Origin of the sequence: Caballeronia sp., assembly GCF_028292365.1 — a bacterium.
In the GTDB taxonomy this organism is placed as follows: Bacteria; Pseudomonadota; Gammaproteobacteria; order Burkholderiales; family Burkholderiaceae; genus Caballeronia.
Genome location: NZ_JAQGMM010000270.1, coordinates 1 through 5021 on the forward strand (window position 1 = coordinate 1; position 5021 = coordinate 5021).

At 58.1% G+C, this 5021-nt stretch carries 6 protein-coding genes; 4 read left to right on the forward strand and 2 right to left on the reverse strand.

Going from position 1 to position 5021, the window contains the following annotated elements; all coding sequences use genetic code 11:
- The coding region (locus JWR14_RS17050; protein WP_299708923.1) for an AraC family transcriptional regulator at positions 1-897 on the forward strand (897 nt) is incomplete at its 5' end.
- A 345-nt stretch (positions 898-1242) separates the two neighbouring features.
- Positions 1243-1890 (forward strand): cysteine hydrolase, encoded by a 648-nt coding sequence (locus JWR14_RS17055; RefSeq protein WP_299708926.1) that lies wholly within the window; start codon positions 1243-1245, stop codon positions 1888-1890.
- Positions 1891-1999: 109 nt separating this feature from the next.
- Here JWR14_RS17055 and JWR14_RS17060 read toward each other — a convergent pair whose 3' ends face one another.
- Positions 2000-2848 (reverse strand): SDR family oxidoreductase, encoded by an 849-nt coding sequence (locus tag JWR14_RS17060; RefSeq protein WP_299708929.1) that lies wholly within the window; start codon positions 2846-2848, stop codon positions 2000-2002.
- Positions 2849-3204: 356 nt separating this feature from the next.
- Here JWR14_RS17060 and JWR14_RS17065 point away from each other — a divergent pair, with 356 nt between their 5' ends.
- Positions 3205-4113: an AraC family transcriptional regulator gene (locus JWR14_RS17065; protein ID WP_299708938.1), complete on the forward strand. Its 909-nt coding sequence runs from the start codon at positions 3205-3207 to the stop codon at positions 4111-4113.
- Positions 4114-4195: 82 nt separating this feature from the next.
- Here the strand turns inward: JWR14_RS17065 and JWR14_RS17070 are convergent, their stop codons facing one another.
- Positions 4196-4702, reverse strand: coding sequence for a universal stress protein (locus JWR14_RS17070; RefSeq protein WP_299708932.1), 507 nt, complete (start codon positions 4700-4702; stop codon positions 4196-4198).
- A gap of 87 nt (positions 4703-4789) precedes the next feature.
- Here JWR14_RS17070 and JWR14_RS17075 point away from each other — a divergent pair.
- The coding region (locus JWR14_RS17075) for a hypothetical protein (RefSeq protein ID WP_299708935.1) at positions 4790-5021 on the forward strand (232 nt) is incomplete at its 3' end.

Consider the following 5021-nt stretch of genomic DNA (forward strand, 5'->3'; position numbering starts at 1 on the left):
ACTGCGTTAGCTCCGCGGGAGGGCTACAACCTGACCGCGTTGCGCGATGTACGAATCCTGCGCTCGGACCGGGCGTTGTCTCGCACGCCGGTGCTATACGATCCCGGCATCGTGATCGTCTGCCAGGGTACAAAGCGCGGATTTTTTGGTGACCGGGTCTACGTATATGACGCGCAGCATTATCTGGCTGTCGCGGTGCCCGTACCCTTCACAATGGAAACCGACGCGACGCCCGAGTGTCCGCTGCTGGCCGTCTATATGCACCTGGACTTTCAGGTCGCGGCGGAGCTCATGATTCAAATAGACCGTCATGGCTTGCCAGCGTCAGATGACGCGCCGCAGACCATGATGTCAAGTCCAATGGATGCGGGAATGCGAGCGTCTGTACTGCGCTTTCTGGAGGCAATGAACCATCCACTTGAGGCCGCAATCCTCGGCCCGGGACTGGTACGTGAATTGTATTTCCGTGTTCTCACCGGCGGACAAGGCCACGCAATGCGCGCGGCTTTAGCCATGCAAGGGCGATTCGGCAAGATTGGGAGAGCGCTTGAGCGTATCCACGCGACCTATGCAGAGCCTCTGGATCTTCCGATGTTGGCAAGCGAGGCCGGAATGAGCGTGCCCACGTTCCACAGTCACTTCAAGGCCATCACGACCACTTCGCCAATGCAGTACGTGAAATCCACTCGATTGCATCAGGCCCGCTTGCTGATGGTGCGCCAGGGCATCACCGCTGAGACGGCATGTCTTGCTGTCGGCTATGCCAGTTCCTCTCAATTCAACCGGGAATTCAAGCGACTTTTTGGCCTGACACCTGCCGCAGAGACGAAACGCCTCCGCGACACCTTTGCGCTGCCTCCGGCTTTTCCAGGGTCAAAGTTCGTCTCGTCACATTGAGGGGCAGGGAATTGCGACTCGCAGGCACGTTTCTCAATGGCGGTTTCGTTCCGCCCATTCGCCCATACTCCTATCTCGAAGCCTGTCGTGATTGACCGCTTTGTTTTATGAGCATCGGCGTGGCCTTTTAATCATTGGCTTGTTAATAGCATCGCACGCGTAGGCATCATGCGGCTTCGGTCATCGACCGCCGCTTCGCTCAGCGCACACACGCAGGGCTCGGGTGCGGCATCAAAAAGCTGCCGGTGCGTCGTTGCTTTTGGGGACTCCATTTCCTAATCTGATCGAAGGGGCTCGGGTCGATGAAAGCCGGCGAGCCTTCATGTACTCATTTGGAGGTCCGCAATGATCTTTGATCGAACCGAGACAGCCGTGGTTTTTATCGACCCGCAAGTCGATGTCTTAAGTGAGAAAGGCAAGAACTGGGGCGCAGTCGGTGCAAGCGTGACAGAGAACAAGACAGTAGAAAACATGCTACGAATCTTCAAGGCGGCAAAGTCCGCGAAGTTCGCGGTCTTTATATCGCCACACTATTTTTTCCCGACCGATCGCGCCTGGAAGTTCAATGGACCGTTAGAGACGGATGAATTCGCCACCGGTACGTTTACGCGCAGCGGGGCGTTGAGTCTTGAAGGTTTCGACGACTCGGGAGCGGACTGGCTCGATGACTTCAAGCCCTACATCAATGACGGTGAGACTATAGTTGTAAGTCCACATAAGGTGTTCGGACCTCAGACCAACGATCTCGTCCTTCAACTGCGCAAGCGAGGAGTGAGGAGGGTGGTGCTGGGAGGCATGCTCGCTAACATGTGCGTGGAGTCACATCTGCGTGATCTGCTCGAACAGGGATTCGAGGTTTTTGTTGTTAGCGATGCCACTGCCGGTCCGCGTCATCCGGTTTGGGGCGACGGGTACAAGGCGGCGATGATCAACTACGCATTTCTTGCGCACGCCGTGGTTAGTACCGACGAAGTTGTGGCTTCAATGGGATGACGCACAATCAAGATCGGTAGAGTAGTTGAGTTGCATCTTCATTAAAAAGCCCATCGTCATCACGTCAGCCAAAGCAGCGCCCTTTGCTGGGCGCCGCTTGGTTCTGAAGTTACTCGGCAAAATCCGTTGCTTCGGATGAGCCTTTCCATGCATCGAGGTCGCGTTGGACCGCCTCGGCTTTTTGCGCCGCCAGTTCGTTGGCGATCTTGCCGGCGAACAGGTGGAGCGGCGGTTCAGCAACATCTACAGCTTGCATGATCAACATGGCCAGTTTGTCCGGATCACCAGCCTGGTGACCGTGCAGCGTGCCGAGGTGCAGATCGAGTGACGCCTTGGCTTCGGTGTATTCATCAATCTGGCGCTTTGCCACCGCGAGCGCACCGCTCGACAAAAACTCCGTGCGTACCGGCCCGGGATATACCACTGTCGCCTTGATGCCGAACTCGGCCACCTCGGCCGACAGCGATTCGGTCAGACCCGCGAGCGCGAATTTGCTCGCCACATAGCTGCCCCAGCCGGCATAGCCGCCCTGGTAACCGACGATCGAGGCGATGTTGATGACATGCCCGCCACGCTGCTCGCGCAGATGCGGGAGCGCGTGCCGCAGAACAGTCAGCGGTGCGAACAGGTTGACTTCGAAGTTTTGCCGAAGCTCCTCGTCCGAGAGCGCTTCAACGGTTCCCTGTTGGGCGTAGCCGGCGTTATTGACGATCACATCGATCTTGCCGAAAGTCTTGATGCTTTCCGCGATGGCCAAACGCACGCTCTCGTCGTTAGTCAGATCCACGTGTAGCGGAAGAAACTGCGTCGAGGCGGGGCCGATCACTTCGGTAAGCGACGCCACGGTTCGCGATGTCGCGGCGACGCGATCTCCGCGCGCGAGGAGTTGCCGCACGAGTCGTTGACCGACACCTTTCGATGCGCCCGTGATAAACCAGATTTTTGAAGACTTGTTCATGATAATTTCCTTGAATAAGTACGTACTACGAATTTAAGTGGAAACGCTGCTTTAGAAGAATCTGGCGAAGGGCTTACTTGAGCGCCACGCTCATGCCACCGTCAGCCATCACCACCGCGCCAGGGGGCTGCAAGGCACCGCTGCGCGCTCTCCTGCGCGCTTCGACTGCACCCTGCAGCCGATGACCCATCTTATGAGCCGGGCGCCTGCAAGCGAATACACGCGGCGATTGCGGTATTGCCTATTCCTATTGAAGTTGGATGCGGGCTGTCGATCGTATCCAGTAGAATTCCCGTACCTGATCCGGCGAAAGAGGAGTCCTCGTGATACTTGCTGACAACCCGGTTTCCACACGGATGGTGAGCCTGCTTCAGCGTTTGGCGCCCAATGAGGGCTATACCCAGTCGGCACTGGAGGGCGTGCGGTTCATGCGTTCGAACCGGCCGCTGGGGCGCACGCCCGTGCTGTACGAGCCGAGCATCGTGATCGTGTGTCAGGGGCGCAAGCTGGGTTTTCTAGGCGAAGAGGTGTATGTCTATGACGCTCAGCACTATCTGATCTTGTCGGTGCCGCTGCCGTTCTCGACTGAAACTGAAGCGAACGAGTTCGAGCCAATGTTGGCCGTGTCGTTGCGCCTCGATCTGATCGAACTGACCGACCTGATACTCGTGATCGATCACTCAGGGCGCCATCAGCAAGGCGCACCACTAGGGATCGTGTCGACGCCGCTCGAGGGAGACCTCGCCGACGCAACCTTGCGTCTGCTGCAAGCGCTGAGCTCACCGCTGGACGCGGAGGTGCTGGGGCCTGCGATCGTGCGGGAAATCTGCTACCGCGTATTGATCGGGGAGCGGGGCGGGGCGCTAAGGGCCGCGCTCGCGCATCAGGGCCGCTTTGGCAGGGTGGCGAAAGCGCTGCGGCGAATTCACACCGACTACGCGCAATCATTGGATGTCAGCCGTCTCGCCGAAGAGGCCGGGATGAGTGTTCCCGCGTTTCATGTCAACTTCAGAACCGTCACGCTGACCTCTCCGATCCAATACATCAAGTCGACGCGTCTGCATCAGGCGCGCTTGCTGATGATTCGCGACGGGTTGACGGCCGCCTCCGCATCCGCGCGCGTCGGTTATGAAAGTCCCTCGCAGTTCAGTCGCGAGTTCAAGCGCTTTTTCGGACGCTCACCGATCGATGAGGCTCGAGATATGCGGGCATCGTTCGCGCTATCTCCGGCTGAAGAGATCGACGATTTCGCCTCCTCTCATTGATAGACACCGGCAAATCAAGTTGAGAGCGTGGCAACAGGCATGTGGCTGCCGAACATGCATCGCGATACGCCAATAATTCGGATCATCTCGCGTCCGCAGCGGGCGCCTGGGTCCAGCGTGTAAGGTCACGGCGCGTCGTGGCGCTGATGACTTTGCTGGAGACAGTCTGGATCGGCGCGTTCGCATGGCGCCGTACCTCCAGGGCAATGTCTTCGCTCAGCCAGTCCAGCCAGCTCGAATTCCGTTCGCCGAGAATAATCAGATCGGCAGCCCACGTGTTGGCGACAGAGGCGATCGCCCCGCCGACCGAGAGGCCCGACATGGGCAACGTGACCATACGGGTTTCGGCGGGACCCGAATGGTTATCCAGCACTTGCGCCATTCGCGCGACGATTTCACGTCCATGTGCTTCCATTGCTTCGACCATGAGCCCGAAGTCGTAGTCGATCGGCGACATCAAGTAGGGTGCAGGATCGACCGCGTGCAGCGCAAGAATGCGTGCATCGTACTTTCGCGCAGTGTCGATGGCCGATCCCAATACTGTATCGATCGAATTTGCACTAACCGCAACTAGAATCTTTGTGAACATTCCGGGTGCCTCCTTATGGTGGGACAGCGGAGCACGGTGGTTGGCTTGAGCCGTTCGTGATCCATGGTCGTATCTTCACGCGGAAAAATGAGCGGAAAATTAGTGCGGCCTGCAGGGGCGGACCAAGGCAAGGTCCGCTTTCGCGCCGTTCTCGCCGGCTCACCGCCGATTCACAACCCCATGCAGATGCGAACATCGGCTGAACCAGTCCAGGGTGGCGGCAAGCGCCGTGCGGCGTCGCAAGACTCAACTTTGTCCGATTCCAACGTGAGAACTGTCTACGATAACTGTGAAACGTTTGCGTCACACGGTTCCGTTA

What these genes read in the sequence shown, in the direction of transcription:
- JWR14_RS17055 (WP_299708926.1), top strand. Translation starts at nt 1,243, where the DNA reads ATGATCTTTGATCGAACCGAGACAGCCGTGGTTTTTATCGACCCGCAA.
- JWR14_RS17060 (WP_299708929.1), bottom strand. Translation starts at nt 2,848, where the DNA reads ATGAACAAGTCTTCAAAAATCTGGTTTATCACGGGCGCATCGAAAGGT.
- JWR14_RS17065 (WP_299708938.1), top strand. Translation starts at nt 3,205, where the DNA reads ATGGTGAGCCTGCTTCAGCGTTTGGCGCCCAATGAGGGCTATACCCAG.
- JWR14_RS17070 (WP_299708932.1), bottom strand. Translation starts at nt 4,702, where the DNA reads ATGTTCACAAAGATTCTAGTTGCGGTTAGTGCAAATTCGATCGATACA.